24 protein-coding genes are annotated in these 26,006 nt (G+C 68.9%); 8 read left to right on the top strand and 16 right to left on the bottom strand.

Annotated features, from left to right (window positions below):
* Positions 1 to 56: 56 nt before the first annotated feature.
* The 4 genes from KY661_RS07370 to KY661_RS07385 form a co-directional block, all read right to left on the bottom strand.
* Positions 57 to 734 (bottom strand): histidine kinase dimerization/phospho-acceptor domain-containing protein, encoded by a 678-nt coding sequence (locus tag KY661_RS07370; protein WP_225409541.1) that lies wholly within the window; start codon positions 732 to 734, stop codon positions 57 to 59.
* A gap of 183 nt (positions 735 to 917) precedes the next feature.
* On the bottom strand, positions 918 to 1,367 hold the full coding sequence (locus KY661_RS07375) for a deoxycytidylate deaminase (RefSeq protein ID WP_075005293.1): 450 nt from the start codon (positions 1,365 to 1,367) through the stop codon (positions 918 to 920).
* Positions 1,368 to 1,438: 71 nt separating this feature from the next.
* On the bottom strand, positions 1,439 to 2,323 hold the full coding sequence (locus tag KY661_RS07380) for a S1 family peptidase (protein ID WP_225409542.1): 885 nt from the start codon (positions 2,321 to 2,323) through the stop codon (positions 1,439 to 1,441).
* A 113-nt stretch (positions 2,324 to 2,436) separates the two neighbouring features.
* Positions 2,437 to 4,689: a PrkA family serine protein kinase gene (locus KY661_RS07385; protein WP_075005291.1), complete on the bottom strand. Its 2,253-nt coding sequence runs from the start codon at positions 4,687 to 4,689 to the stop codon at positions 2,437 to 2,439.
* A gap of 187 nt (positions 4,690 to 4,876) precedes the next feature.
* On the opposite strand from KY661_RS07385, the gene KY661_RS07390 reads away from it, so the two are divergent.
* A complete protein-coding gene (locus KY661_RS07390) occupies positions 4,877 to 6,400 on the top strand; it encodes an Hsp70 family protein (RefSeq protein WP_075005290.1) in 1,524 nt (507 codons plus the stop codon).
* 75 nt (positions 6,401 to 6,475) lie between these two features.
* On the opposite strand, the gene clpX is transcribed toward KY661_RS07390, so the two are convergent.
* The 3 genes from clpX to KY661_RS07405 form a co-directional block, all read right to left on the bottom strand.
* Positions 6,476 to 7,756 carry an ATP-dependent Clp protease ATP-binding subunit ClpX gene (gene clpX, locus KY661_RS07395; RefSeq protein WP_225409543.1) on the bottom strand — a complete coding sequence of 427 codons (1,281 nt, stop codon included), beginning with the start codon at positions 7,754 to 7,756 and terminating at the stop codon, positions 6,476 to 6,478.
* Between the two features lie 197 nt (positions 7,757 to 7,953).
* Positions 7,954 to 8,586: a hypothetical protein gene (locus KY661_RS07400; RefSeq protein WP_075005288.1), complete on the bottom strand. Its 633-nt coding sequence runs from the start codon at positions 8,584 to 8,586 to the stop codon at positions 7,954 to 7,956.
* 45 nt (positions 8,587 to 8,631) lie between these two features.
* Positions 8,632 to 9,546: an AgmX/PglI C-terminal domain-containing protein gene (locus tag KY661_RS07405; RefSeq protein ID WP_225409544.1), complete on the bottom strand. Its 915-nt coding sequence runs from the start codon at positions 9,544 to 9,546 to the stop codon at positions 8,632 to 8,634.
* Between the two features lie 37 nt (positions 9,547 to 9,583).
* On the opposite strand from KY661_RS07405, the gene KY661_RS07410 reads away from it, so the two are divergent.
* Positions 9,584 to 10,456, top strand: coding sequence for a tRNA pseudouridine synthase A (locus tag KY661_RS07410; protein ID WP_225409792.1), 873 nt, complete (start codon positions 9,584 to 9,586; stop codon positions 10,454 to 10,456).
* 7 nt (positions 10,457 to 10,463) lie between these two features.
* Here KY661_RS07410 and KY661_RS07415 read toward each other — a convergent pair whose 3' ends face one another.
* The 6 genes from KY661_RS07415 to KY661_RS07440 form a co-directional block, all read right to left on the bottom strand.
* Positions 10,464 to 10,628 (bottom strand): ribbon-helix-helix domain-containing protein, encoded by a 165-nt coding sequence (locus KY661_RS07415; protein ID WP_075005285.1) that lies wholly within the window; start codon positions 10,626 to 10,628, stop codon positions 10,464 to 10,466.
* Positions 10,629 to 10,689: 61 nt separating this feature from the next.
* Positions 10,690 to 11,178: a hypothetical protein gene (locus KY661_RS07420; RefSeq protein ID WP_225409545.1), complete on the bottom strand. Its 489-nt coding sequence runs from the start codon at positions 11,176 to 11,178 to the stop codon at positions 10,690 to 10,692.
* A 23-nt stretch (positions 11,179 to 11,201) separates the two neighbouring features.
* A complete protein-coding gene (gene larE / locus KY661_RS07425) occupies positions 11,202 to 12,083 on the bottom strand; it encodes an ATP-dependent sacrificial sulfur transferase LarE (RefSeq protein WP_075005284.1) in 882 nt (293 codons plus the stop codon).
* Positions 12,084 to 12,185: 102 nt separating this feature from the next.
* A complete protein-coding gene (gene cysC / locus KY661_RS07430) occupies positions 12,186 to 12,899 on the bottom strand; it encodes an adenylyl-sulfate kinase (RefSeq protein WP_075005283.1) in 714 nt (237 codons plus the stop codon).
* 180 nt (positions 12,900 to 13,079) lie between these two features.
* Positions 13,080 to 13,535 (bottom strand): Mov34/MPN/PAD-1 family protein, encoded by a 456-nt coding sequence (locus tag KY661_RS07435; protein WP_225409546.1) that lies wholly within the window; start codon positions 13,533 to 13,535, stop codon positions 13,080 to 13,082.
* A gap of 19 nt (positions 13,536 to 13,554) precedes the next feature.
* On the bottom strand, positions 13,555 to 13,827 hold the full coding sequence (locus tag KY661_RS07440) for a MoaD/ThiS family protein (RefSeq protein WP_225409547.1): 273 nt from the start codon (positions 13,825 to 13,827) through the stop codon (positions 13,555 to 13,557).
* A 61-nt stretch (positions 13,828 to 13,888) separates the two neighbouring features.
* Between KY661_RS07440 and KY661_RS07445 the strand changes: the two genes are divergently transcribed.
* The 6 genes from KY661_RS07445 to KY661_RS07470 all read left to right on the top strand — a co-directional run bounded on the left by KY661_RS07445 (position 13,889) and on the right by KY661_RS07470 (position 22,089).
* On the top strand, positions 13,889 to 14,287 hold the full coding sequence (locus tag KY661_RS07445; RefSeq protein ID WP_225409548.1) for a hypothetical protein: 399 nt from the start codon (positions 13,889 to 13,891) through the stop codon (positions 14,285 to 14,287).
* Positions 14,288 to 14,367: 80 nt separating this feature from the next.
* Complete coding sequence (locus tag KY661_RS07450) at positions 14,368 to 15,651, top strand: sensor histidine kinase (protein ID WP_075005279.1); 1,284 nt, start codon at positions 14,368 to 14,370, stop codon at positions 15,649 to 15,651.
* Between the two features lie 15 nt (positions 15,652 to 15,666).
* Entirely contained in the window at positions 15,667 to 16,401 is a 735-nt protein-coding gene (locus KY661_RS07455) for a response regulator (RefSeq protein WP_225409549.1), read from the top strand.
* Between the two features lie 89 nt (positions 16,402 to 16,490).
* The gene (gene ptsP / locus KY661_RS07460) at positions 16,491 to 19,346 is read left to right on the top strand and encodes a phosphoenolpyruvate--protein phosphotransferase (protein WP_225409550.1); all 2,856 of its coding nucleotides are present in this window, start codon (positions 16,491 to 16,493) and stop codon (positions 19,344 to 19,346) included.
* Entirely contained in the window at positions 19,346 to 20,299 is a 954-nt protein-coding gene (pfkB, locus tag KY661_RS07465) for a 1-phosphofructokinase (protein WP_225409551.1), read from the top strand. The genes ptsP and pfkB overlap by 1 nt, the downstream gene beginning before the upstream one ends.
* Positions 20,296 to 22,089 (top strand): PTS fructose-like transporter subunit IIB, encoded by a 1,794-nt coding sequence (locus KY661_RS07470; RefSeq protein WP_225409552.1) that lies wholly within the window; start codon positions 20,296 to 20,298, stop codon positions 22,087 to 22,089. Before pfkB ends, KY661_RS07470 begins: the two co-directional genes overlap by 4 nt.
* Before the next feature lie 67 nt (positions 22,090 to 22,156).
* Here KY661_RS07470 and KY661_RS07475 read toward each other — a convergent pair whose 3' ends face one another.
* The 3 genes from KY661_RS07475 to KY661_RS07485 all read right to left on the bottom strand — a co-directional run bounded on the left by KY661_RS07475 (position 22,157) and on the right by KY661_RS07485 (position 25,989).
* Positions 22,157 to 23,779 (bottom strand): golvesin C-terminal-like domain-containing protein, encoded by a 1,623-nt coding sequence (locus tag KY661_RS07475; protein ID WP_225409553.1) that lies wholly within the window; start codon positions 23,777 to 23,779, stop codon positions 22,157 to 22,159.
* Positions 23,780 to 24,124: 345 nt separating this feature from the next.
* Positions 24,125 to 24,997: an acyl-CoA thioesterase gene (locus tag KY661_RS07480; RefSeq protein ID WP_075005273.1), complete on the bottom strand. Its 873-nt coding sequence runs from the start codon at positions 24,995 to 24,997 to the stop codon at positions 24,125 to 24,127.
* 14 nt (positions 24,998 to 25,011) lie between these two features.
* On the bottom strand, positions 25,012 to 25,989 hold the full coding sequence (locus tag KY661_RS07485) for a carbohydrate binding domain-containing protein (protein WP_225409554.1): 978 nt from the start codon (positions 25,987 to 25,989) through the stop codon (positions 25,012 to 25,014).
* Positions 25,990 to 26,006: the final 17 nt, after the last annotated feature.

Genomic DNA, 26,006 nt, shown 5'->3' on the forward strand with positions numbered 1-26,006 from the left:
CTGCTCTGTACATCACGGAAAAAAAGAGAACGTCAGAATGCGTCCCGCACATCCGCTCAGGCGCGTTTGAATGCCAGGCAGCAGACACCCGCCCGGATCTGAAAGCCGATTCCCAACTGAGCACAGCGCAGCTCCAGGGCCGCCACGGTGTCGAGCGACTGCTCGGGCGCGTTGCCCGCCGAGTCCGTCACCTCCAGGAGCGCCTGCCCCTCCTCGGCCCGGATGGTGATGCTCACCTCGCCGCCCGCCTCGGAGCGGCCGAACGCGCGCAGCATCGTCTGGATCAGAAAGAAGCTCAGCTCCCCGGCATCCGGCAGCACCACGCGCAGATCGGGCTCGATGGCCGTCTGGATCTTGATGCGGCGCCGGCGGCTCTCATGGGCCAACACATCCAGGGAGCGCTTGGCCGTCTCGGACAGCGGGACTTCGCCGGCCGCCCCGCCCCGGAAGACGATGAAGTCGGAGAACTGGCGGAGGATGCCGTCCACGCGCTGGATCTGATCGCGCATGGCCTTGATGTTCTTCTCCTGGGACGCGGGCACCTGGCCCGTCTCCCCCTTGAGCTTCTCGGAGAGAACCTCCAGGTTGATGGACAGGGCGTTGAGCGGATTGCGCACGTCGTGCAGGAGGCTGTCCATCAGGGTGGGCACCACGCTGTAACGCGCGGCTCCAACCACCTGATCCGACCCTTCCTGGACTTCGGGCACACTGGTAACAGCCGTGGAGGTAACCACCGGTAACTCCTAAGAAATTGCAACCCACTCGCCGCCCCGCCTACAGGCCCGAGGATTTAGGGTCCGCCGATTCAATCGGCAACCCCAGGCCGGTAATTCTTGCCGGACCTCGCAAATTCCCCTGTCAAAACGATAGATTGCCCGGCCCCGGGAGTGTTCACGGGCCGACACGCACGGTAAGTCCTACCTGGGTTCGGGCGGGCGGGCCGCGTCCCCGAGCCCGGTCAACTCCAGCCCCAGCCGGGCTGCGTACTCGAAGATGCGAGGATCACGGTAGAACTCGCCGAAGACGATGCGCGCGCAGCCGCTGTTGGCGATCAGCTTGAAGCACGGCCAGCACGGGCTGGCGGTGGTGTAGATGGTCGCCCCGTCGATGCTCACGCCGTTCTTGGCCGCCTGGATGATGGCGTTGGCCTCGGCATGGACGGTGGCCACGCAATGGCCGTTCTCCATCAGGTGGCCCACGTCATCACAGTGCGGCAGGCCCCGGATGGAGCCGTTGTAGCCCGTCGACAGGATGGTGCGGTCCCTCACCAGCAGGGCCCCCACGTGCTTGCGGTCACACGTGGCGCGCGAGGCCACCTGCCTCGCGATGTCCATGAAGTACTGATCCCAGGAGCTGCGCTCGGCCATGGCCTGGGTGTAGCCCGGCGCGTCCACCCGTCCACTTCCTGGCCGGGCCCTGTCCGCCAGCGGACGGCCCCCTAGCGCTGCGCGGTCTGGCCGGAGAGTCCCTCGGCGGGGCGCGACAACAGGCGGCCAAAGCCCTTGGCCTCCAGGAAGCCGCGGACCTTCGAAGTCGGGGCGGCGAACGTCTCGCCCGGCATCGGCACATCGAAGCTGTAGTCCTTGTCGGCCACCGCGAAGCCCACCTTCGCCGTCCGGTAGCCCTCGACGATGGCCAGCAGCTTGCCCGTCTCCAGGCTGAAGATGCCGCCCCCGGAGGCCCCGTAGCCGATGGGCGCGTCCGTCTTCACCATCCGCGGCAGGCGGCTCTCGGGGTCCCACTCCACCTGCGACAGCATGCCGCCCGACAGGGACAGGGACTTGCCGTACGGGCACGCGGCCACCACCACGTCCTCGCCCAGCTCCAGCTCCGCGTCCTCCGCCAGCTGCGCCGAGGACAGCTCCACCCCCGGCACGCGCAGGAGCGCCAGGTCCATCTCCGGCACCTTTCCCGTGGCCACCACCTCGGCCGGGAACTCGGTGACCTCCGCCCGGTTCTCCAGGTGGACCACCATGCGCGGCGCCTTCAGCCCGCTCAAGTCCACCGCGTGCGCGTTGGTGATGACGTAGCTGACGTCGCCCTGCTCCGTCTGCTCGGTGCCGATCACCACGCCCGAGGCGCTCCGCCGGGTCTTCCCGTCCTCGCTCACCACCAGCCGGACGTTGTGCGGAAGGATCTGCCGCACCACCTGCTTGCGCGTGGGCCTCGCCTCCGGCGCCCTCCCCTCGGAGACCGCCACCACCCGCTGGAGCGCCGACGCGGCCGGTGCGAGGCGCACTTCGGCCGCGGGCTGCGAGGGTCCCGCGCTGGCGCAGGACAGGAGGGTGAAAAGGGCGGGCGCCCCGAGCAGAAGCCGGTTCATCAACACTCCTGGAAGGAGGGAGGGGACCACAACGTGTTTGTAGCCCCCATCTTCCTGTGCCTGTCCCGCCCGCGAAAGCAGCCGGCCAGACACCCCTCCCCTGCCCGCCTGCCTCAGCCGTAGCGCTTCTTCATCAGGAACAGGATGGCGTCCTTGGCGCAGTGCTCGCAGTAGCCGAAGCGGTCCGCCATGGTCTTGAGCGTGCTCTCCACCTGGGACTGCTCCCGGGGGGTGAGCGCGCCGCGCTCCTCGGAGAGGTACTTGAGGATGTTCTCCTTGTTCTTGCGCAGCACCCGCTTGCGCTCCTCGAAGTAGTGGTCCCTCAGGCGCTTGAACATGTCCGGGAAGATGCGCGGGTAGTCCATCTGCGCGTCCGGGTTGTCCAGCCGGTGCGCGCCGATGCTGGAGATGAGGCCCCGGCGGAACTCCCCCGGATCCTCGCCCTTGGGCATGATGATGCCCTCCATCTCCGCCATCCGGCCCTCGTCCGGCCGCTCCATCTCTCCGGTGACGCGGTTGCGCATCTTCTCGCCCCGCACCCAGTGGCTCACGTTCTGGAGGTAGCGCTCCACCAGGTCCCGGTACTGGTCCTCGGAGACCAGGCCCATGGAGTCCCGCACCTCCGAGTCCACCCGGTCGAGGTACTCGCCCTCCACGGCCCGCACGAACTCCGCGTGATCGTGGTAGCGGTCCACCACCTCCTGCTGGAGGAACTCGTACACGCTCTTGTCCCGGCAGATGGCGTCGAGCTCCTCGAGCACCGCCAGGGCGTTGAGGCACTTGTAGTCCGGGCTCTGCGCGGCGTTGAACAGCGCCGTCTTGATCTCCCGCGCGCTGGCGCCCGAGCGGCCCTCGTAGTTCGGATAGGTGTCCGACTCCTCGTAGAGCTCCGTGCGCAGCCGCTTCAGCTCCTTGTTGTTGGCCGAGGTCAGCCGCTGGGGCGCCCTGCCCTCCGTGTAGAGGTGCATCTTCTCCAGCGGGGTGATCTGGTCGACCAGCTCCTTCACGTCGGCCGCGTAGCGCTCGGGGATGGGCTTCTTGAGCCGGGTGAGCACCGCCCACATGGCGGCCACCTCGGTGGCGTGCGGCGCCACGTGCTTGCCCACCGAGGTGGAGGTGATCTGCGCGTCGTAGATCTCCTGCTCCTGCTTGTAGTGGCGCAGGTAGGGCACCCGCACCAGCTCGATGCGCCCCTTGAAGGACGCGAAGTCCGGCAGTTCCTTGAAGGCGCCCAGGTGCTTCTCGTTGGCGGAGGCGATCAGCACCTCGTCGAGCTGGAGCACGAACGGCTCCAGCGGCACCTGGGACGTCTCGCTGAAGCCCAGCAGGTACTTGAAGGCCTCCAGCGGGCGCTTGAGCAGGTCCGAGTACTCGATGAGGCCCCGGTTGGCGTGCACCAGCGGACCGTGCGGCTCGAAGAGCGCCACGCCGTGCAGCGCCGGGGGCAGGTTGAGCTGGGTGCGGTCCGCGGTGATCTGCTGGACGATGGCGTCCACGCTCATCTGCGGCTCCACGGTGACGGTGCCCTCCTGGTAGCGGCGCGAGACGTAGAAGCGCTCGATCTGCACGTGGCGCAGCACCTTGAGGTAGTCGCCCGCGTACGCGTTGAGCAGCGCGGTGAAGATGCGCCGGCACTTGTGGCACATCTCCCCGTCGCGGATGTAGTTGGAGAGGATGAAGTCCCCCGAGGCCCCATCCCCATTGCCCAGCCCCTTCTTCTTCAGCGCCGCCTCCAGCATCTTGCGGCGCTCGGCGGGGGGGACGATGAACAGGGGGTGGTCCCTCAGCTCGCACGGCATGCGGACGTCGATGGACTCCGCCTCCAGGTGCGCGAACGTCGTGGCCACGTCCGTCTCCGGGGTGGGCACCCGCTCGCCAAAGCCGATGGAGCCCTTGATGAGCTTCTCGGAGGGGAACACCCACGCCAGCCGGTACAGCGCGCCGAAGGGCTGGTTCGAGTAGTCCTCCATGCCCGCCTTGAGCGCGTTGACCAGGGTGGACTTGGCGCTGCCGTTGGGGCCGTGCAGGAGGATGAGCTTGTTGATGCGGCCGGTGCGCACGAAGTTGCCCAGCAGCCGGTAGATGGCGTTCTGCACCTCTTCCTGGCCCGCCACCCGCCCGTCCCGGTCCATGCCCGGAATGTCGAAGACCTTGAAGCGCCGGATGGTGCCCGTGGGGTGCGGTACCTGCTCGGAGCCATAGTGGTCCATCACGTCGCGCAGGTACTGGGCCGCGTTGCGCGCCTGGGACCGGGGATCGTTGAAGAAGAGCGAGACGTACTCCTCGAAGGACAGGATGGACCTGTTCTTGACGAAGTCGGCGGACACGTGGGCCCCGATGTCCTGCAGGTAGCGCTTGGCTTCCACGTCGGTTCTCCTCTGGGGTGAAGGGAGCTGAAGGAAAGCACCTTTCCTCCGGGGCCGGGGGAAGTCCAGGGCCCGGGAGTCCATCTGTTGGCCGGAAGGCCCCTGGTTCCCCTTCCTCCCCCTGCTCGCGGTCGGATATGAAGAGCGTCCGCGGCCGTTCCCGGCTCACCCTTGGAGTTCACGCACGATGCAAACGAAGGAGCCCATCATCGGCATCGACCTCGGCACGACGAACTCGTGTGCGGCGTATGTCGACGAGAGCGGGAACGTGAAGCTCATCCCCTACAAGGGCGGCGACTACACCATCCCCTCCATCTTCGCCATCGATGACAAGGGCAACGAGCTGATCGGCTTCGAGGCCAAGCGCCAGTGGCAGCTCAACCCGCGCAACACCATCTACGGCGCCAAGCGCCTGGTGGGCCGCGGGTACAAGAGCGACATCGTCGAGACGATGAAGAAGGTCGTCGCGTACTCGATGCGCCCCGGCAAGAAGAACGACGTCGTCCTGGACGTGGGCAAGAAGGAGTTCACCCTCCAGGAGGTCAGCGCGAAGATCCTCAACAAGATCCGCGACGTGGCCGCCAACCACCTGAAGGTCCCCGTGAAGCGCGCGGTGGTGACGGTGCCCGCGTACTTCAACGACCGGCAGCGCCAGTCGGTGAAGGATGCCGGCAAGCTCATCGACCTGGAGGTGGTGCGCATCATCAACGAGCCCACCGCCGCGGCGCTCGCCTACGGCGTGGGCAAGGGGCTGAAGGAGAAGGTCGTCGTCTACGACTTGGGCGGCGGCACCTTCGACGTGTCCATCATCGAGATCCGCGACCGCGTCTTCGAGGTGAAGGCCACCGGCGGCGACATCTTCCTGGGCGGCATCGACTTCGACAACGCCATCATCCACCACGTCCTGAAGGACTTCGCGTCGAAGACGGGCATCGACCTGGCCACGGACCCGGTGGCCATGCAGCGCATCAAGGACCTGGCCGAGCGCACGAAGATCGACTTGTCGGCGCGCGAGGAGGTGCCCTTCAACATCCCCTTCATCACGATGACCTCCCAGGGCCAGCCCCTGAACATCGAGATGAAGTTCACGCGCCGGATGCTGGAGCAGCTCACCAACCAGCACATCGACCGCTCGCTCCAGATCGTCGCCCGCGTGCTGGTGGACTCGGGGCTGTCCACCAAGGACATCGACCAGGTGCTGCTGGTGGGCGGGCAGACGCGCATGCCCATCGTGCAGGACCGGCTGACGAAGTTCTTCGGCAAGCCGCCCAGCAAGGGCGTGCACCCGGACGAGGCGGTGGCCATCGGGGCTGCGCTCTACGCGAACTCGCTGGAGGACAACAGCAACCTGCGCATCCAGCTGCTGGACGTGATTCCCATGGCCATCGGCCTGGAGAAGGCGGGCGGCGCGTTCCACACGGTGTTCCCGCGCAACGCGGCCATCCCCAACGCCAAGCAGCTCCTGGCCACCACGAGCATGGACAACCAGACGGAGCTGGCCATGCGCATCTTCCAGGGCGACCACGAGATGGTGGCCCAGAACGACATGCTCGGGGAGTTCACCTTCTCGGGCATCCGCGCCGACAAGGCGGGCCGCGTCCAGGTGGAGATCACCTTCGACGTGAGCGTGGAGGGCATCCTCACCATGCGCGCGAGGGATCCGGCCACCGGCCGCGAGATGCGGACCACCGTCCGCGTCAGCCAGTCCTGAGCCCAGAAACACGAAGACCCCGCTCCTGAGTGAGAGCGGGGTCCGTGGCACCACCGGAGGAGACGGGAAGCGGCCTTAGGCCGTCTTCTTCTCCATCTTCTCCATGATGATCTGCGGCGGCTCGTGCTTGGTGATGACGTTCTCGCCGATCTTGCACTCCTTGACGCCCTCGCGGAACGGGACGTCGTACATCACCTCGAGCATCGCATCCTCCATGATGGCGCGCAGGCCGCGCGCGCCGGCGTTGCGGCGCATCGCCTCGCGGGCGATGGCCCGCAGGGACTCCTTGGAGAACGTCAGCTTCACCTTCTCGATCTCGAAGAGCTTCTGGTACTGCTTCACCAGCGCGTTCTTCGGCTGGGTGAGGATGGTGACCAGGTCATCCTCCTTGAGATCGTTGAGCGTGGCGACCATGGGCAGACGGCCGATGAACTCGGGGATCATCCCGAACTTCATCAGGTCCTCCGGCTCCGCCATGGCGAGCAGCTCGCCCACGCTGCGCTCCTCGCGGTGGGTGATGCGGGCGCCGAAGCCCAGGCCCTTCTCGCCCACGCGGCGCTTGATGATGCCGTCGATGCCGTGGAAGGCGCCGCCGCAGATGAACAGGACGTTCGTCGTGTCGACCTGGACGTACTCCTGCTGGTTGTACTTCTTGCCCCCGCGCGGCGTGACGTTGGCCCGGGTGCCCTCGATGATCTTCAGGAGGGCCTGCTGCACGCCCTCGCCGCCCACGTCGCGGGTGGCGCTCGGCGTGTCACCCTTGCGGGCGATCTTGTCGATCTCGTCGATGTAGACGATGCCCCGGGCGGCCTTCTCCACGTCGTAGTCGGCGTTGTGGAGCAGGTTCTGGATGATGTTCTCCACGTCCTCACCCACGTAGCCGGCCTCGGTGAGGCTGGTGGCATCCGCGATGGTGAACGGGACGTTGAGGAAGCGCGCCAGGGACTGCGCCAGCAGCGTCTTGCCGCTGCCCGTGGGGCCGATGAGCAGGATGTTGCTCTTCTGGAGCTCCACATCCTCGCTGCCCTGGGCCTTCACCCCGGGACGCGGCCGCGCAGCCGGCTTCTTCTGGTAGATGCGCTTGTAGTGGTTGTACACCGCGACCGAGAGGACCTTCTTCGCCTGGTCCTGGCCGATGACGTAGTCGTCGAGGAACGCCTTGATCTCCGTGGGCGTCGGCAAGCTGACCTGCGGCTTGCCCTCCTCGCGCTCGTTCTCGTCCGCGATGATGTCGTTACACAGCTTGATGCATTCGTCGCAGATGTAGACCGTGGGGCCCGCGATGAGCTTGCGGACCTCGCGCTGCGACTTGCCGCAGAACGAACAGGACAGATTGACGTGGTGCTCCTTCTTCACTGCTGCCTCCGAGTTCGCCGGGCCCCGAAAGTTCGGAGCCTACATCACCGCCCACACCCACTCGACAGGCTGCCCACGTCTCGAACAACCAGTCTCGACAAAATATAGGCTCCCGCCCGACGCGCAGGAAGCCCGTCGAGGCCCCCCACCGTCATGCCTACATACTCCGGATGGGCTCAGCGTTCGATAACAGTCGCTCAGGCGTTCGTCACGCCCGCAGACAGCTCCTCCATGTCGTCCGCCAACGCGGAGGCCCGCTCTGCGATGGCGGAGGGTACCCGCCGGCAGCCCGACAGCTCACTGGCGAGCTTGCGCGTCATCTGCGCCAGCTTGCGCACCTGGAGGCTCTCGGGCGGCGGCTCGGGAGGGGGGCGCGGGAAGCGCTCGGTGAACTCGCGCTTCAGCTCGTTGGCCGGCTTCTCCTCGTTCCAGATGCTGTCGCGGAGTGAACGGTACTCGGAAGGCGACAGCTGCCCCCGGTCGGCGGCGTCCGCCAGCACTTCCACCACCTCGAAGGGAGGGGCCTTCTGGGGGAACTCCTGGGCCTCCAGCTCCTCGGGGGGCTCGTGCTTGGCCAGGAAGCTGAACGAGCGCGTCAGCTTCAGCGCCGTCTGCTTCTTGATGTGCAGCTCCTTGAGGCAGTACGCCTCGAAGGAGGGGTAGCCCCACTGCTCGAACTGCGCCTCGTCCCGGACCTGGACGAGCAGCTTGCCCAGCTCGGCCCAGGTGGATTTGAACCGCTTGGCCGCCAGCAGCACGGTGTGTCGGAAAGTACCCGGGGGGACGGACTGCGCCTTCTTCTGGATGTCGGATTCGGCGACGGAGAGCATGTAGCACGTATCGCTCAGGCTCCCGGACCGGGCAAAAAACCGGCCCTACCCCTTCTTGCCGACTGTGAACGACAAGCCAACGGAGGCCAGCGAGCCCTTGTACGGCCTGAAGGGCCAGCGCTGCAGCTCACCCAGGAGGCATTTGTGCAGTGCGCCATCCTTGAGCTGGGGGTGATCCACCCAGAGCTTGTTCACCCGGCCGTCGTTGCCGATGACGAACTCGATCGGGACCTTGGCGGCGAAGCCCGGGCGGCGCTCGGCCTCCTCCTTGAAGCACCGGAAGAGCGTGCGCTGGTTGGTGGCCACCACCTTGTTGATGGCCCCCTGATCAAAGGAGATGCCCATGTCGAGCCCGTCCGGCTCGCTGGACACGCTGCCCTGGCGGGGGGGCGCGGGCTTCTTGGCCGCCACCGCCGAGGCGGGCGTGGCCGAGGGCTTCGGGGCGCTCGGTCCGGGCGCCTTGTCCGGCGGGCGGCCCGGGCCGCCCTGGGTGGGATAGGCGATGAGATCCTCGTCCTCGCGCGGCGCCTGGGCCAGGGTGATGGTGGGCATCTCCACGGAGATGTCCGCGTACTCGTCCTCGGTCCCGCCCGGGCCGTGGACGGCGAACTGGCGCCCGGCCCACACGGCCAGGCCCACCAGCACGAGCGTCATCACCCCCAGCGTGCCGCCGAGGACGGCGCGCTTGCGGCGCTTGCGCTCGTTCACCCCGCGCATCTCCGCGTCCACGCGCATCTTCGCCGCGGCGCGCGCCACGTGGACCTGGAAGCCGTCGATGCTGTCGATGCGCTGGAAGTCCCGCACGCCGGGGGGCGCCACCAGGGTGGCCCCCGTCAGCTCCCCCGTGTAGAGCTTCTCCACGAGTTTCTGCCCAGACAGTGGCCCCAGGACGAGATCGCCCTGACGGAATAGCCACTGCTCTTCACTCAGTCCCGCCTCAAGCTCATGTCCGGCCGCCATGCAGCGCGCAGTATCCTTGTCCCTTCGCGCCGCCGCAATGCCGGCCCTGCCCCCCGGTGAAATCCCCGTGAAGCGAACTCCCACCACCCTGTGGCTCTGGTACCGGGGCGGAAGCTTCCATGGCTTCCAGCGCCAGCCTGGGACGGACACCGTGCAGTCCACCCTGGAGGCGGTGCTTCGCTCGACGGGCGTACCGGCGACGGTGATGCCCGCGGGGCGCACCGACCGGGGCGTGCATGCCCGGATGCAGGTGGTGAGCCTCCGGCTGGAGGCTGGGGACTCGCCCGAGGCCCTCGCGGCCCGGCTCCCCGCCCTGCTGCCGCCGGAGCTCGGGGTGTGTGCCGTCCGGCAACCCCACCCCTCCTTCCATGCGCAGTGGAGCGCCGAGGGAAAGACGTACTGCTACCGCGTCCAGCTGGGAGGCCGGGTGGCGGAGGCCTGGCGCCCCTATGTCCTGGAGGCCTTGGAGGAGCCCCGTCTGGCGCAGCGCGCCATCGCCCCCGAGCGGCTGGCGGAGCGGCTCCAGGCGGCGGTGGGCGCGAGGGACTTCTGGGCGTTCCATGAGAACTCCAGCCCCCGGAAGGTGCGGACGCTGGAGTCCGCCACGGTGCAGGAGCTGGGGGGAGGACTGTTCGAGGTGCGGCTGCGCGGGGACTCCTTCGCGCGCTACCAGGTGCGCTACCTCGTGGGCTCCGCGCTGCTCACCGCCGCGGGTCAGCTCCCGGAGGAGCAGTGGCGGGCCGCGCTGGAGCGGGCGGACCCCATCCCGGGACTCCGGGCCGCCGCCTCGGGGCTGATCCTCTGGGAGGTCCGCTATCCGAAGGGCGTGGATCCCTTCACGCCGGAGGAGCGCAGCACCCCGGCCGGACTGCCTCGCGCCCCACCCTTCGTGGATGCGTCCGGCGCATGAGGCCGCTTCAGTCGACGACGCGGTCCTCGTACTTCGACAGCAGGTCCGAGATCGCCTCCCGGAGGTACTCGCTCTGACGGATCCGCGTGGTGCGGGACAGGTCCTTCAACGTGTCCAGCTTCTCGCGGGAGAGACGGAAGACCACCGAGGTGAGGCGAGGCGTGTTGTCCATGTGTGCAACCTCCTACAGGTGCGCACAACTTCTCACAGGCGCTTCGGATCACAAGAAAACATCACCGCTTGCTGATCCGAAATTGCCACTGCAGCCCGGTGAATGCCTCGGCGTCCCAGCGCAGTCCTGATCCGAAGCCGAGCGACAGCCCGAACCCTCCATAGATGGAGAGCTGATCCGACAGAGTGCGGCGCGCGCCGAACCCTAGGCGAGGCCCCACGTACGTCCCAGAAAACAGCCTCACGGCGGCGCCGAGATCCACGAAGCTCTGCCACTCCTCGTCGCCGAAGAGGTTGCGGTAGCCGCCGTGCAGCACCGCCTCCCCGCCCGAAGGCCCGAGCACGCCGCGGGTCATCAGGAACACCTCGTCGAGATCATCGCCCACGGTGAGGCTGCCGCCGAACTCCAGGAATCCGCCCACGCCCGTGTCGCCCCGCTGCGAGCGGATCACGTCGCTGTAGCCCAGCCCCGTGCCCCCGAGCAGGCTCATCGATTGGCGGGATTCGTAGTACTGGGCCGAGGCCGGGGACGCCGCGATCAGCAGGCCCAAGCCCAGCCACCACACGGGGCGGATCAGCTCACCACGGGGAGCGGAAAGCCCTGCGCGGGCTTGCCCACCCCCGCGGCCTCGTTCATGCGGCCCGAGCGGAACGGCTCGAGATCCAACGCCACGAACTGGAAGCCCAGCGCCTTGAGCGCGCGGTTGATCTCCAGCCGCATGCTGGCCTCCAGGAACCGGCCGTACTCCTCCTCCGCCAGCTCCAGCCGCGCCACCTGCTCGTGGTAGCGGACGCGGAACTGGCGGAAGCCCAGCCGGCGCAGCTCGGACTCCGCGCGGGCAATCTGAAACAGGCGCTCGCGCGTCACCGAGGTGCCATACGGAATGCGCGAGGCGAGGCACGCCATCTGCGGCTTGTCCCAGGTGGGCAGCCCCAGGTGGTGGCTCCACGCGCGGATCTCATCCTTGGTCAGCCCCGCCTTCGCCAGGGGAGACTGCACGTGGTGCTCCTGGGCGGCCTTGTGCCCGGGGCGGTGATCCTTGAAGTCGTCCGCGTTGAAGCCGTCCAGCACCACCGCGTAGCCGAGCGCCTGGCGCCGGGCCTCGCACAAGTCGTACAGCTCCGTCTTGCAGAAGTAGCAGCGGTTGGTGGGGTTGGCGGCGTACTGGGGGTTGGCCAGCTCGTTGCTCGTCAGCACCTCGTGGCGGGCGCCGAACCGGGCGGCCAGCTCCCGGGCCTCCTGCTCCTCCTCAGGGGCCACCGAGGCGGACAGCGCCGTCACGGCCAGGGCCTGCTCGCCCAGCTGCTCTACGGCGATCTTCAGGACGAACGTGGAGTCCACCCCGCCGGAGAACGCCACCAGCGCCGTTCCGTGGGCGCGGATCGCCGCGCGCATGGCCTCCAGCTTGGGGCGGGAAGCGTCGCACAAGGCCTGGATCCGTTCGGGGCTCAGCATGGGCGATCTCCTATAAGGAAAGGGCCCTCGATTGCACGCGCAACCCGAGGGCCCCCCAATCTTCTGTCCTCCCCTGCTCCGGGGAAGACCTGTGCGCGAGGACTACTTGCGCTTCGCGCCCTTCTTGGTGCTCGTGGGCTTGGCCACGCGGGCCGCGCGGGTGGCCGGCCGGGCCTTGGTGCCCTTGCCCGGCTTGTCGGCCTTGGCGGGCTCGACGCGCCGCGCCTTCTTCGGCACGGGGTTGGCCTTCATCTTCTTGCCGGTGATGATCTTCAGCTCCTCGGACGTCATGTAGCCAAGGTCCAGCAGGGACTGGAAGATCTTCGCGGCGCCGTCCTCCACGCTCTCGGTGTCCGAGTGCACCGTCACCTCGGGGGAGGTGGGCGGTTCGTACGGCTCGGTGATGCCGATGAAGTTGGGGATCTCCCCGCTCAGGGCCTTCTTGTACTTGCCCGTGGTGTCGCGCTCGATCAGCGTCTCGGTGGGGCAGTCGACGTAGACCTCGACATAGCGGCCGATGGTCCGGCGGTTCTCCTCACGGACGCTCTTGTAGGGGCTCACGCACGGCACGAGCACCGCCACGTTGTTGCGCGCCAGCAGCTGGGCCACATAGCCCACGCGGCGCACGATGGTGGAGCGCTCTTCCTTGCTGTCCCCCAGGCCCTGCCAGAGCTCCTGGCCAATCTCACCCTCGTCGAGCGTCTCCACCTGGCGGCCCACCTGACGCAGCCGCGCGGCGATGTAGGCGGCGATCGTGGTCTTGCCGGTGCCATGCATGCCGGTCAGCCAAAGCGTGAAACCAGTAGTGCTGGGCATAGAATGTTCACTCCCTGCGCGCGAACCGGAGGCTCGCTCCATCAGTGCGCGGCGGATCAAAAAGACGCGCGCGTTATAGACGAAAACCCACCCCTTTGACAACCCGTGCCCACCTTTCCGCAGGTGGGGGAGGCAGCCAGCCAAGTGCTTGCCCCCATTGGGTTTTTCGCCCCAATCCTTCTACAGCGGAACCTTCCGATCCTGAAATTCTCCCCCGGCCCACCGGTATTCTCGGGCCTCGGTCGCCTGCCCGCACGCCACGTTGACTACAAGGTAGGATACGCCGGGGAGCAGGGGGATTCCCCCCGGGGCGGCCGCGTGGCGGTCCTCGGCGGACAGGCGCGCCACCCCCTCCACATGGGAGTGGAAGAGGCAGGCCACCTGCTCGTTCCGGGCATCCGCCTCGCGGTTCACCGCCAGCCATTCCTGGGGCTCGAAAAGGAACGCGGTGCGGGCCGAGCGGGGAAAACGCCCCGGATCCGCCGCGTGGTATCGATCATAGGCGTTGAAGAGAGGCCGGACGCGCCAGCCCCCGGCCTCCGTGCGCAGGAGCACCCCACAGCCCTCGAGCGGGTAGCAGGCTTCCAGGTGCCGGAGGACTTCGGACAGGTCCTTGGGCAGCGCGTCGCCGGGCATGCCGCGCTGCGCCACGGCACTACCCGCCGGCCATGGCGGTGAGGAGGGTGAGCCGGTCCGAGGCCTTCACGGGCGTCTCCAGCTCCTGGAGGCCCCGGATGTCCTCGTCATTGTGGAAGATGTTCACGTAGCGGCGGACCGCGCCCTGGGCGTCGAGCAACCGCGGGCCCAGGCCGGGAAAGCGCCGCTCCAAATCCTTCAGCACCTCGCCCACGGTGGCCCCCGAGGCTTGGACCTCGGCCTGGTTCCGGGTGAAGCCCCGAAGGGGCGTGGGAATGTGGACCTTCGCCATGCTCCACTCCTATTCTGCCGCGCCGCGACATCCCACCTCTGCTGCTCCCCTGACAGGACCTATGACAAAGCTGACCGGCGTGCTCGCCCTTTCGTTCTCCCTCCTCGTTGGTTGCCGCAGCTCGGGAGATTCCTCGGTCCGGCCCGATGCCTCCACCACCCCTACCACCGGTACGTCCCAGGACGCCCTCACGGGGGACGCGGGCGCGCCGGATGCGTCCACCCCCGCGGCCATGTCCGAGGCCGAGCGCCAGGCGAAGGAGTCCTGCGTGGACCAGTGGCTGAAGGAGAAGAAGCTCGACCCCTACGGCAGCCCCGAGGGCACCATGTACATGGGCGGCTCCCCGCTTTTCAATGAGGCCACGGGCGAGTCGACGGACCGGCTGGTGTTCGTCTTCCAGAAGCAGCCCGAGGCGAAGAAGGCCTGCCTCCAGGCAGGCGTGGACGCCCCCACGAAGTAGGCCCTCCGGTGGGGCGAGGGAGCGAACGCCCAGCCCGGGATTCCCGGAAGCCCGGCCGCTCCCTTAAGCTCCCGGACGTGATGGATACCGGCCTCGCCTCAGACGAGGAAAAACCCGCCAACGATCTGCGCGCCCGCGTGCGCGCGGTGCTGGAGCGGCGCAAGCTCACGGACAGCATCTCCGCCGAACAGGCCTCCGCCTCCTGGGAGCAGGACCGGTTCGTGGCCCGCGCCCGGGCGCTCTTCTACGCGCGGATGATGTTCCTGACCCTGGGCCTGCTCATCCTGGCGGTGCCCGAGTGGTCCGGGTACTTCGGGCTCACGGGCCCGCTGGCCTTTGGCGGCTACTTCACGATGCTGCTCTACAGCGTCGCGAACTTCCTCGTCATCGATCACCCCAAGGCGGGCCGGTGGGTGACGTACTTCACGCTCTGCTTCGACCTCACCATCATGGTCGTGCTGATCGTCAAACCGCAGGTGAACGGCGGCCTCCAGAGCCCGCTGCTGGCCACGCAGCTCTTGTTCACCACGCTGTTCGCCATCCTCTACCCCAAGCCGCTGGCCATCCTGCCGCCGCTCCTGGCGCTGCCCATCACCACCCGGCTGGACCTGCTGCTCAACCGCTCCGTCACCGCCATCGAGCTGCTGACGCTGCTCTGGTACTCGGCGCTCAACTTCATCATCGTCTACGTGGTGGTGTACCTGAACGAGCGCGAGGCCGCCGCCCACCGCGAGGTGGTGGAGCTCCAGGGAGACCTCAAGGAGCTGGCCATCGTGGAGGAGCGCAACCGGCTGGCGCGAGAGATCCACGACGGGCTGGGTGCCTCGCTCTCGTCGATGATCATCCAGTCCGAGTACATCCTGAGCCTGGAGAAGGACGGCTCGCTGCGCGCCGAGATCGGCGAGCTGAAGGCCACCGCCGAGGAGTCCATCGAGGAGCTGCGCCGCAACCTGCGGATGATGCGCGAGGACTTCGAGCTGGCACAGGGCCTGGAGGACTACATCAAGACGTTCCGCGATCGCACGCAGCTCGACATCCGCTTCGAGCGCACGGGGGTGGCGCGCAAGCTGTCCCCGGACGCGCAGCTCGCCCTGTTCCGCATCCTCCAGGAGGGCCTGTCCAACACCGCCAAGCATGCCCAGGCCCAGGTGGTCCACGTGAGGCTCGACTTCACCGAAGGCCGGGTCCACCTGACGGTGCGCGACGATGGCAAGGGCTTCGATCCGAAGAAGACTCCCCGCGGCCATTATGGTCTGCTGAACATGCGTGAACGCGCGATGAAGCTTGGCGGGGAGATCATCGTGGACTCGGCTCCTGGGGCCGGTGCACTCGTCTCCTTTTCCATTCCCTGCAATCCCCTGTAACCGCCCGGAGCCTCCGTGGACGCCCCCCCGATGCCGGCCGCAGCGCCCATCCGTGTCTTCGTCGTCGAGGACCAGACGAAGATCCTCAAGAACCAACTGCGCCTGCTGGAGGGCCACCCGGACATCGAGATCATCGGCACGGCGCTGTCCGGCGAGGCCGCGCTCGAGGAGGTCGCCAAGACCGTCCCGGACGTCATCCTCCTGGACCTGGGCCTGCCGCGCATGAGCGGCATCGACGTGACGCGCGCGGTGAAGGCCACCCACCCCAAGGTGGAGATCCTCATCTTCACCATCTTCGACGAGGAGGACAAAGTCCTGGAGGCCGTGAAGGCGGGCGCCTCGGGCTACCTGCTCAAGGGCGCGCCGGTGGACAAGATCATCGAGGCCATCAAGGAAGTGCGCGCCGGGGGCACGGTGATTCAGCCGAACCTCGCCCGCAGGCTGCTGCGCCACTTCCGCGTGGATCCAGACAGCGGTCTGGTGCCCACCAGCGCCGCGTCCCCGGAGCGCGCGCCCGCGCCGGAGGCCCCTGCCGCCCCGGATGCGCTGCTCCGGCCGCTGTCGGACCGGGAGCAGGAGATCCTCCAGCTCATCGCCAAGGGCATCTCCAACAGCGAGGCCGCCAAGATGCTCAACCTGAGCAAGGCCACCATCCGCACGCACCTGGAGCACATCTACCGCAAGCTCGAGGTGACCAACCGCGTGGAGGCCGTCACCGAGGGCATCCGCAAGGGCCTCATCTCCGTCTGATTTCGGAACTCTCCCGGCGAACCTTCCCGCGCCGGGTTCGCATTGGTGCACGCTGCCTCGGGTTTCACACTTGAGGGAGACCGCACCCCATGCTCACGCTGAATCGGGACGATGTCCGCTTGGGCTGCCGCGCCACGGACTGGCGCGAGGCCCTGGCGCAAGCCGCCCAGTCCCTGACCGAAGCGCACCGCGTGTCGGCGGAGTACCGCGAGGGGCTCCTGGCCCGCGAGGCCCAGTCCTCCACCTATCTCGGCAACGGCATCGCCATTCCGCACGGCACCCCGGAGAGCCGGCGCTACGTGCGCTCCACCGGGGTGCGGGTGCTCCAGTTTCCAGAGGGGCTCACCTGGCACGATGGCCACCGGGTCCACCTGCTGGTGACCATCGCCGCGCAGTCGGATGAGCACCTCGACATCCTGCGGCAGCTCACCCACGTGCTGGAACGGGAGGGGGTCTCCGAGGCGCTGGCCCGGGCCACGAACGCCGAGGAAGTCATCTCCCTGCTGTCGCGCGCGCCCGTCACGGCGAAGCTCGATGCGGAGACCCTGTGCCTCGGGCTGCCGGTGCGGGACCGTCTGGAGCTGGCGCTGTTCGCCGCCGCCCGGCTGCGCCATGCCGGATGTGTGGACGCGGGCTTCGTGGCCGCCATCGCCGGGCAGACGCCCGTGTCCCTGGGCCAGGGGCTCTGGCTCGTGTACGGCACCTCGGGCGTCACCGCCCCGGGCCTGGCGCTGGCCACCCCCGAGCGGCGGCTCCAGGATGACTCCGGGGACACCACCGGGGTTTTTTGTCTGGCGGCCCAGGGGGATGCCCACCGCTCGCTCCTGGAGCGCCTCGACGGAATGCTCGCGCGGGGGGATGGGGCGCAGCTCGCCAGTCTGCCCGCGGAGCAGATCCTCTCGCGCCTCGCGGGCGAGTCCGCCCAGGCCCAGACCGCCCGGGTACGCCTGCTCAACGCGCACGGCCTGCATGCGAGGCCCGCCAAGGAGCTGGTGCAGGTGGCCCGCACCCAGCCCATGCCCGTCCGGGTGCGCCTCCTGGAGGGCAGCGGCGAGGCGGTCTCCGCCGCCAGCCTGACCAAGGTCATTGGCTTGGGCGCGCGCCGGGGACAGACGCTCGTGTTCTCCGCGGAGGGCGAAGGGGCCGCGCAAGCCGTCTCGGCCCTGGCGGAGGCGGTGCGCGGCGGACTGGGAGAGCCCGTGACGCCGTTCCAGGAGACGCGGGAGGAGGCCCCTGCCCGCGCCGCCGTCCAGGAGCCCGTGGTCCCACCGGGCGCCGATGAGCCCCTGACGGCGATCCCCGCCTCGCCTGGAATCGCGATCGCGCCCGCCTACGTGATGCGGCTCCCCACGTTCCACTACCCGGAGCGGGCAGACAATGCCGCGAAGGAGCGCCAGCGGCTCGAGAAGGCCCTCCAGGAGGCCCACCTCCAGCTCGCGGCGCTGGTGAAGCGCACGGCTGGGGGCGAGGTCGCTCAGATCCTTTCGATCCACTCGGAGATGCTGGAGGACCCCGCGCTGAGGGAGTCCGCGCTCGAAGCCATCGGCGAAGGGCTGTCGGCGGAAGCGGGCTGGTGGCGGGCCATCGACACGGCGGCCCGGGCCCAGGAGGCCCTCACGGACCGGCTGCTCGCCGAGCGCGCGGCGGATCTCCGGGACGTGGGCCGCCGGGTGCTGGGCCTGCTCTGTGGCGTCGAGATGCCGGCGCCGCCGGACCAGCCCTACATCCTGGTGGCCGATGACGTGGGACCGTCCGATGTGGCCCGGCTCGACACTGCGAAGGTCCGGGGGCTCGTCACGGCCCGGGGCGGCGCCACCTCCCACAGCGCCATTCTCGCCCGTGCGCTCGGCATCGCGGCGGCGGTGGGCGCGGGCGAGCGCGTGCTCGCGTTGACCACGGGCGTCGAGCTGATCGTCGACGGGGAGCATGGACGCATCGTCGCCTCCCCTACCCCCGAGCGCCGCCAGCGCAGCGAGCGCCGCCTCCAGGAGCAGCAGGAACTTCAGCGGGCGGCCTATGGCCAGCGCCACGAGGAGGCCCGCACGCGCGATGGCCACCGCGTCGAGGTGGGCGCGAACCTCGGGGACACGGCGCACGCGGCGGACGCCGTCGAGCGAGGCGCCGAGGGCGTGGGCCTGCTGCGCACCGAGTTCGTGTTCATGGCCCACCCCCAGATGCCGGACCTGGCAACCCAGATCGCCGAGTACGGGGAGGCCTTCGATGCGCTGGCGGGCAGGCCCCTCGTCGCGCGCACCCTGGATGTCGGCGGGGACAAGCCGCTCGCGTACTGGCCCATGCCCAAGGAGGACAACCCCTTCCTCGGCGTGCGCGGCATCCGCCTCACGCTGACGCGGCCCGAGGTCTTCGAGATGCAGCTCCGCGCGCTGCTCACCGCCGCGAAGAGCCGCCCGGTGCGCATCATGTTCCCCATGGTGAAGGACATCGAGGAGTTCCGGGCGGGCAAAGCCCTCTTCGACCGTGTCCAGGCCGAGGTGAAGGCCCCCGACGTCCAGCTCGGGGTGATGATCGAAGTGCCGTCCTGCGCGCTGCTCGCCCCCACGCTCGCCAAGGAGGTCGACTTCTTCTCCATCGGCACGAACGATCTCACCCAGTACACGCTCGCCATCGACCGCGGCCACCCGATGCTGTCCGCGCAGTCCGATGCCCTCCACCCCTCGGTGCTCCAGCTCATCCGGATGACAGTGGAGGCGGCCCACGCCGAGGGCCGCTGGGTAGGCGTCTGCGGCGAGCTCGGCTCGGACCCGCTGGCCATCCCCGTGCTGGTGGGGCTGGGGGTGGACGAGCTGTCCGTCAGCAGCCGCAGCGTGCCCATGGTGAAGGCGCGGATCCGGGGGCTGACGCTGACGCAGGCCCGCGAGCTGGCCGCGCTCGCGCTGCGCCAGCCCACCGCCGCCGCCGTGCGCGAAGCCCTGGAGGCCGTCTGATGGCGCGCGTCCTGACCCTGACCTTGAATCCCGCCCTGGACCTCGCGATCCGCCTGGACACGCTCCAGCCCGGCGAGGTCAACCGCGCCGAGAGCACCCGGCTCGACGCGGGGGGCAAGGGCATCAACGTGGCGCGGGTCCTCACGGGCCTGGGGCACGACGTCACCGTCTCGGGCCTGCTCGGCGCGGACAACGAGGCGCCCTTCGTCAGGGCCTTCGCCGAGCTCGGCCTGCGGGACGCCTTCATCCGGGTGCCGGGAGAGACCCGCATCAACGCGAAGGTCTCCGAGGCCGGGGGGCGCGTCACGGACCTGAATGGGCCCGGCCTGCGCATCCCCGAGCACGCACTGGAGGCGCTGAAGGCGCGGCTGGGCACGCTCGCTCCTGGACAGGAGGCGGTGGTGATCGCCGGCAGCCTGCCGCCCAACGTTTCCCCGGCCCAGCTCGCGGGCCTCATCACGGCGCTCCGGGAGCACGGCCTTCCCGTCTGGCTCGACACCAGTGGCCCCGCGCTGACCTCGGGCCTCGCCGCGCGCCCCACCGGCATCAAACCCAATGAGACCGAGCTGGAGGGCTGGGCCGGGCGCCCCTTGGAGACCGCCGAAGCCCGGCTCCAGGCGGCCTTGCGGCTCAATGCCGAGGGCATCGAGGACGTGCTGGTCTCCGCGGGGGCCGGGAGCGTGCTCTGGGCCCAACGGGGCACGGCCCTGGAGGCCATCCCTCCCCGGGTCACCGTGCTCAGCACCGTCGGCGCGGGCGATACGCTGCTCGCGGGAGCCTTGCACGGCCTCCTGTCCGGCTGGCCCCGGGAGCGCACCTTGCGCTTCGCGACGGCCCTGGCCGCCGAATGCGTGCGCCACGTGGGCGTGGGCGATCCCAAGGCCGTGGATTTCGAAGCCCTTCAGCACCAAACCGTTGTCCGCAATCCAAGCACCGGGGAGACACTCGGATGAATGTCATCATCGTCACGGCCTGCCCCAGCGGCGTGGCCACGGTCTTCCTGGCGGCCCGGGCCCTGGAGCGTGCCGCCCGGAAGCGCGGCTGGACCCCCTCGGTGGAGATGCACAGCCAACTGGAGCCGCTTGTGCCGCTCGGCCCGGAGAAGGTGGGCGCCGCGGACCTGGTCATCGTGGCCACGGGCACGGAAGTGGATCTCTCGCGGTTCGTGGGCAAGCGCGTCTACCAGGCGCCCATCGCCCAGGCGCTCCCGGATCCCGACGGCTTCCTGAGCCGTGCCGAGAACGAGGCGAAGCCCCTGGCCGCGCTCCCCCCGAAGCGCCCCCTGGCGGCTCCCGCAGCCGCGGCCCCTTCCCGGGACAAGAAGATCGTGGCCGTGACGGCCTGTCCGACCGGCGTGGCCCACACCTTCATGGCAGCCGAGGCCCTCGCCCAGGCCGCCCGGGGGCTGGGCCACCCCATCCGGGTGGAGACGCAAGGCTCCGTGGGCGCGCAGAACAAGCTGACCCCGGAAGAGATTCAAGAGGCGGAGGTCGTGATCCTCGCCTGTGACATCGAGGTCGATCAGTCCCGGTTCGCCGGGAAGCGTGTCTGGCGGACCTCCACCGGCGCCGCGCTGAAGAAATCGAACCAGACGATCCAGGAGGCCTTGGACAAGGCCCAGCCCCTGGGGGGCGAGGCCCACCGTCCCACGGCGCAGCCCGGCGGCGGGGGCAAGGCCAGCGCCAGCGGCAAGCGCGGGCCCTACCGGCACCTGCTCACCGGCGTGTCCTTCATGCTGCCCATGGTCGTCGCGGGCGGCCTGCTCATCGCCCTGTCCTTCGTGTTCGGCATCGATGCCTTCAAGCAGGAGGGCACGCTCGCCGCGGCGCTCATGCGCATCGGCGGAGGAGCGGCCTTCAAGCTGATGGTGCCCTTGCTCGCGGGCTACATCGCGTACTCGATCGCCGACCGGCCCGGCATCGCGCCCGGGATGATCGGCGGCTATCTGGCCAGCGATCTGGGCGCGGGCTTCCTGGGCGGAATCGTCGCGGGCTTTCTCGCCGGTTACACGGCCCAGGCCATGAGCCGCTACCTCAAGCTCCCCCGCAGTGTGGAGGCGCTCAAGCCCATCCTGCTCATTCCCCTGGGGGCGGGACTCGTCACGGGCCTGGTGATGATCTACGTCATCGGCACGCCCGTGGCCGCCGTCATGTCGGCGATGACCACGTTCCTGACCCACATGGGCTCCGGCAACGCCGTGCTGCTGGGGCTGCTGCTGGGCGCGATGATGTGCTTCGACCTGGGCGGTCCGGTCAACAAGGCGGCCTACACCTTCGGGGTGGGCCTGCTCTCGGCGGGAGGCCCCGGCGCCTACGGCCCCATGGCGGCGATCATGGCCTCGGGCATGGTGCCCCCGCTCGGCATCGGGCTGTCGAGCCTCCTGGCCCGCTCCAAGTTCTCCGAGTCCGAGCGCGAGGCGGGACGGGCCTCGCTGGCGCTGGGCCTGTGCTTCATCTCCGAGGGGGCGATTCCCTTCATGGCGAAGGATCCCCTGCGCGTCATCCCGGTCTGCATGGTGGGCGGGGCCATCACCGGGGCGCTGTCCATGTTCTTCAGCGTGCAGCTCATGGCCCCCCACGGAGGCCTGTTCGTGCTGCTCATCCCCAACGCGGTCAACCACGTGCTGCTCTACCTGGTGGCGATCCTCGTGGGCTCCCTGGTGGTCTGCGCCGGCTACGCGCTGCTCAAGCCTGGCAAGACCGAGATGCCCGGGACGGAGTCCAGCGGGAGCGGGGCCGCGTAAACGCAAGCCCCCTCCCCTCCGGCGAGGAAGAAGCCCCGCGAGGGCGGGGCCTCTTCACCCGTGCCGGTTAGCGGACGCGGATGGCGTCCGCGACGACGACGAAGCCTTCCGGGGCCCAGCGGCTGAGCTTCACCGTGTTCCACCCCGCCGAGAAGTTCCAGGTGCCCAGGGCGTTGAACTTGCTGCCATTCACCTGCTGGTTCACGGCCACCCGGCCCAGCTCGGTGCCCGCTGCGTTGGAGATGATGAAGGGCGCGGCCGTGGAGCGGTTGGTGCCCGCGACCCAGTACGCATCAATGGTCCGCGCGCCTGCGGCCGACAGGTAGAACGAGAACGTCACCGTGTCGGAGATCGGCTGGGTGGCGGCGTAGGTGTAGTTCGAGCCGTAGTAACCCGGCGAGGCAGACGAGGTGGCCCAGCTGGCGGAGCCCGTGAACTTGGCCACCGCCGCGTTGTTGTTGGCGTTGTCGGAGTCCACGGTGATGGCGGTGGGCGACGGCGTCGTGCCCCCACCCTCGCCGCACTCGGCCTTCACCTTGTCGATGTAGCTGCCCCACGGCCAGTTGGGACCCGGGTCCGTGCGGTTGTTGGGCTGGAGCCGGCCGTGCGCCACGATGTGGTAGCTGTCCCGGACGACGCCCTGGCTCTTGGAGATGTCGCACGTGAGCTTGGCCGAAGCGGTGATCTGCCCCGCGGGGAAGCTCGACTGGCTGGCGTAGCCGCCGTGCTCGATGCCCACCGAGAAGTGGTTCGTCGACAAGCCGTTCAGACCGCAGTCCTTGCTGCCGTTGAGGCTGCAGCTATAGGAGGCCGCCACGTGCCAGGCGCGGTTGGCCTCGGTCACGAGCTGGGTGATCTCGCTGCCGCTCTCGTTCACCACGTAGTGGGCGGAGGCGCCCGCGGACGAGTTCGCCAGCCAGCTCCAGCAGCCCGAGTAGCCGCCCTCGCAGGTGTGGATGACGATCATCGAGATGTCAGTGCCCGCGGGGCGCGCGTTGAAGTTGGGGGACGCGCGCCAGATGGCAGGACCGTAGTCCGCGGACTGGGTGCGCAGCGCGGGCAGCGCGAACTTCGCCTGCACCTCGGTGGGCATGATGGAGGCAGTCACCGTGCCCTCCGCCTCGGCCACCACGCCCTGGCGCAGCGTGGCGAACACCTCGTTGTGTACGTACTCGGCCTGCGCGTCCGTGTGGGTAATTCCACTGAGGCGCACCACGGCCGGGGCCCAGTCGCCCAGGTCCGCCCGGTTCACCTTCAGCGCGTCGGCCTCGGCCGACAGCAGGGCCGCGCCCGCGCGGATGTTGGCCAGCACGTCCGTGCGCGCCGCTTCGGCGGACACGCCCGCCAGGGCCGCGCCGCGCTCCAGCCGCTCACCGCGCAGCGCCATCACGCCGAAGGCCGGGGCCATTCCTTCGAACTCCTCCTCGCCGCGCACCATCTGCCAGCGCGTCTCGGTGAAGGAGATGGACTTGAGCAGGTCCGCCGGGACGTTGAATTCGCGGGCAGCCTTCTCGAACAGCGGATCCAGCCCTTCCTGTGCGCCCTTCCCCGCGGCATCACGCGCCGCGTCGGCGACGGCGTTGCTGGCGGGAGACTGCGCGGGCTCCTGGCCCTCCGGGGTCTGGGGCCCACAGGCGCTCAGGGCCAGGGCCAGGGCGGCCGCCGCGAGCGGGTTGCGCAACGAATCCATGAATGCTCCTTCAAATGAGTGGATGGGGGACTTCCGCGGCTCCACCCTCGATCCCGAGGGAGCCGGCAGCCTCCATAGAGCACGCCCTGTGCCAAGCCCCCGCCCCTCGGGGCGCGCCGGCCGGGTGGTGCATGCATGCTCCACTCGCCTGGGCCCCCCTGAGCGTCCGGAGGCGCCCCGCCCATTTGCAACCCCTGAGAATTCAAGAAGGAAGCCCCACATCATCGAGGCCTGAGAGGGGGTGAGTCTTCCGGTGGAGGGCAGATGTCTCGGTTGTCCAATTTTTGGACAATTTCCGGGTTCGCCCTGCTCTCCGGATGAAGGGAAAGGTGCGAGGAAGAGGCCTCAGCCCGGGGTGGCCTCGCGCAGGCGCATCAACCCTTCCTGGGAGACGGAGGCCACCAACCGGCCCTCGCGGGTGAAGACGCGGCCCATGGCCAGGCCGCGCGCGTTGCCCGTCCAGGGGCTGTCCATGGCGTACAGCAGCCAGTCGCTCATGCTCAGGTCCCCATGGAACCACAGGGCATGGTCCAGGCTGGCCAGCTGGAGCCGGGGGTTCAGGATGCTCATGCCGTGGGCCTGCATCGCGGTGCCCAGCAGGTTGAAGTCCGAGGCGTAGGCCAGCAGGTACCGGTGGACCTGGGGATCCTCCGGCATCGGCCCGTTGGCGCGGAACCACACGGACCAGCGGGGCTCCCGGGGCTGGGGCGAGAAGGGATCCACATAGGGGACCGGCCGCATCTCGATGGGCTTGGGGCCGAGGAACTTGTCGCGCAGGCGCTCGGGGATGCGGTCCGCCTGGGCGCGCATCTGCTCCACGTCCGTGAGGCACTCCTCCGGTGCGGGCACCTGGGGCATCTGCACCTGGTGGGAGAAGCCGGGCTCCATGCCCTGGAAGGACGCCATCCCCGTGAAGATGGGCTGCCCCTTCTGGATGGCCACCACGCGCCGGGTGGTGAAGCTGCCACCATCCCGCACCCGGTCCACGGTGTAGACCACCGGCATGGAGGCATCCCCCGGGCGCAGGAAGTAGCCATGGAGCGAGTGCACCTGGCGCTCGGGGGGGACCGTCCGGCTGGCGGCCGACAGGGACTGGCCGAGCACCTGGCCACCGAACAGCTGCCGGAAGCCCAGGTCCTGGCTGGGCCCGCGAAACAGGTTCTCCTCAATGGGCTCCAGCTTGAGGAGCGCCAGCAAATCCTCCAGAACACGGCTCATCGGGACGTCTCACCTCAAGAGTTGACGCGAACCACTATCACGTCATCCACCTGGACGGTGCCCTCCCCGAACAGCGACAGCACGAGCCCCAGACGCTGATCATCAAGGGGCTCCTCGATGGTCACCTTCCCGGAGACGTGGACCCACTTGGACGCCGCAGTGAAGGGCAGACAGGGCCCATCCCACGGCTCCTCGTTGATTTGAAGGCAGAGCGACACCGTCTCGCCCCCCAGGGCCCCTCGCACGTGCGCCTCCACGCGATACACGTCTCCGGCCCGCACGGGCTCCGGAAGCGCTTGTTTCACGGAGGCACCGCCCCCCTCCCCGCCCAGGCTCAGCACGAGGCCCGCATAGCCCGAGTGGCGCGCATCGAACGAGGTGCTGCCCTGGCCATCCGAGCCGGACCAGAAGCTCCACATCCCCAGCCCACTCTCGAAGGAGCCGTTGTGCATCAGGTTGTCCCGGTGCTTGTCCGCCTCGCCCTGCGCCACCTGTGTGGGCGCGAAGGCCACGTCATCCACGTACACGGTGGAGTGGTCCGTGGTGTTGGCGATCATGGCGCTGAAGTCCTTGCTGTCCCCGGGCAGGTACACGAGCCGCTCCACGGTCCGCCACTGCTTCCCGGCCTCCACCTCGAAGCCCTGGCCGTGGAAGCTGATGCTGACGCGCTCGCCGCCCGCCTTGCCCCGGATGCGCGCGTGGACGTGATACGTCTGCCCCGCGGTATGAGGCGCGGTGTCCTGGCCAACGACGATTCCCCAGCCCCCGGCTCCCTTGGTGAGCGCCAGGCCCAGGGCCCCCGTGTCGGCGGCCTCCGGGAGCACCTCGACGGTGCCATCCTCGACATCCGCGTTGGACCACCAGCCGCTGAGCTTGAGCTCGAAGGAGCCGTTCGTCACCTGGTTGGTGCCAATCTGGGGCGCTTGCGGCTCCTCCCCACAGCCGGCGGCCAGGACCAGCGCCAGCCATGCCCCCCCATTGCGATGAAACACCACGGCTCCCTCCCGGT

The organism is Allostigmatella hybrida (assembly GCF_020103775.1).
GTDB lineage: Bacteria > Myxococcota > Myxococcia > Myxococcales > Myxococcaceae > Hyalangium > Hyalangium aurantiaca.